Source organism: Shewanella sp. SM20 (assembly GCF_025654545.1).
Taxonomy (GTDB): Bacteria; Pseudomonadota; Gammaproteobacteria; order Enterobacterales; family Shewanellaceae; genus Shewanella; species Shewanella oncorhynchi.
In genome coordinates this window covers 1-2210 of sequence record NZ_JAKKRK010000114.1, presented here as the reverse complement: position 1 = coordinate 2210, position 2210 = coordinate 1, and the positions used below count along the sequence as shown (strand labels likewise).

Sequence of the window (2210 nt, the reverse complement as noted above, 5' to 3'; positions counted from 1 at the left end):
TCAACAAAGCCACCGTCATCATCCTGAAACGCCAACAACTGACGCTTGCGATAACTAAAATATGTAGGAATGATGCCCTGACGTTTTGCAAATTCAGTTTGGGTGAGACCACTTTGGGCTTGCTCGGCAAACAAGGCCAGCCATTGTTCTTTGGTACGGTGCATGATGATTACCCTGGCAGTTGATAATGGCAGACAGGGTAAAGTTGATCAGTTAGGATTGGAATGTGTGGTTGGCGTTACGCTTACGATTGGTGGGTGGGTTACACACCAAATTTACTGATCATCAAATAGGAATGATGTTGAGCAAGCGAGGTAATTGAGTTGGCTCTGAAAGCGCTGAATTATAGGCGAGCCATGGTATTTGCTCGACGACACGCAGCTAGTCCATCCGTGGATGCTCGACCGCCCCGTCCATGGGGCGGACGGTCGTCTCGCTAATCACCATGGCTCTCCTGTTTAACATCGGTGTAGCCTATTTGTTTTAAAGAAGATATGTGACTCGTTTTGGGACAAGAAATTGGTTAGGCTATTTACTCTATTCAGACTTTTACGTATTAGATAAAGTATGGATTTCATCCGATAGACAAGCACAAAAAAAGACTAAGTGTATAGACCATGAAGCAATACTATGGTTTCCTGCTTGATGTAATTTTTGTCTATGGTCTCATATATATGGAAAAAGAGAATACAAACGTTCTAATCGATAGTGCAGCTATTGGACTATTTGAATCTAGAGCTGATGAGTTGATTATTGACGCGACAAACACTAATACACAAGAAAAGTTATTAGGCTTTACAAAATCAATTGATCAAGGGAAATTTGTTTTTGATGACGCATTTATCGAGGCTAGGTATTTCTACACGTTAGCAAACTGCTACTCCGAACTCTATAGATACCATACTAGTGCATGGTACTCAGAAGATCTTGGTATTGCGATAGTAAACTATCGCAAAGCTTTATATGTAGTTATGTCGATTGAGTACCCAAACGCTAATCATCAAAATCTAAGAAGTAGAATCGAGACTAACTTAGCCAATTACTTAAGTCGTCAAGGAAGAGTTATATGTGCTTTAGAACATTGGGACAATGCATTAGATATTGATTTAAACCCAGTTGCAATGATTGCCAAAGCAACTAACGCCCTCTTTCTTGCTGAGAATATATATGACGAATACCATGTTAAGTATCACTATTATGAAGCGTATAAACTTATTTGCTTAGGTCTTGAACACATTGAAACACTAGAAGAAAACCATAAGTCAGTGTTTGACAAAAATAGTAATTTCATGCGTTTTAAAATATGGTTTGAAGAACGTAGTGACGAAAAAGATTTTGCAAATATTCAGAGCTACAAAGAAGACTTTAAGTCACAAAAACAAAAACAATATCTCAAATGGTGTGGTGACAATCGGCTGTTTCTTAATGAACTAAATGATTATTACACTACTGAATTAGTTTACACTGATTGCTTCACCCTCCCTAGCTTTACCCAAGCAATTAATCGTGCATTAACGCAACATGAAGATCTTGTTTATCATGGTAATTTTGATGAAATTAAGAATGATTACTGCTATGCAAGATACCTATTTTTTTCATCAATTAACATCCCTAATGAACAAGAACACTTTTTCAATGAAACGTATGAGAAAGTAGATGACTTCTCTCATTCATTGACTAATTTAAAGGCACAACATTACAAAAGCTCATTCAAGGCACTGTACTCTATATTCGATAAAATAGCGTATTTTCTAAACTCATTCTACGATCTGAATAAAATCGACTCAAAAGTCTATTTCCACAATATTTTCGGTCAAATGAAAGATGGAAAGCTTAAACCACATAGAGATTTAGCTAATAGTGACAACTATTTTTTGCACGCCTTATTCTACATTCTTAAAGATATTCGAGATTCAAACCCCAAAAGCACGGAGCGTAACTCAGAAGCTTATTGGTTAGACCCTCGGTGTTTTTCAAGGTAGTTGGCACTCTTTACTTAAATTTTAAGCTGCATTTCTTGTTTCAGTTTCAGACTCTTTTTCTGGGTTCAACACTACCTCACCGATAACGTCACAGTTCCTTATACCGTTTGGCCAGCGTTTAGGGTTTCTTGATCTTGCTTCTTCTAGTACCTCCTTACGCTTAGATAAAATCGCTTTATCTTGCATCGCATGTCGCTCACTCGGTGATACAAAATTGAGCTTACTGTG

The 2210-nt window shown here is 37.6% G+C and carries 2 protein-coding genes and 1 pseudogene; 1 reads left to right on the top strand and 2 read right to left on the bottom strand.

From position 1 onward, the window contains the following. Positions 1-164, bottom strand: a 164-nt coding sequence (tnpA, locus tag L5M18_RS23045) for an IS66 family insertion sequence element accessory protein TnpA (protein WP_411569281.1), incomplete at its 3' end; no start/stop codon positions are given. Between the two features lie 453 nt (positions 165-617). Between tnpA and L5M18_RS23040 the strand changes: the two genes are divergently transcribed. After that, a complete protein-coding gene (locus L5M18_RS23040) occupies positions 618-1982 on the top strand; it encodes an LA2681 family HEPN domain-containing protein (protein WP_263198711.1) in 1365 nt (454 codons plus the stop codon). A 21-nt stretch (positions 1983-2003) separates the two neighbouring features. On the opposite strand, the pseudogene L5M18_RS23035 reads toward L5M18_RS23040, so the two are convergent. Continuing rightward, a pseudogene (locus L5M18_RS23035) lies at positions 2004-2210 on the bottom strand (IS3 family transposase); the annotation flags it as partial.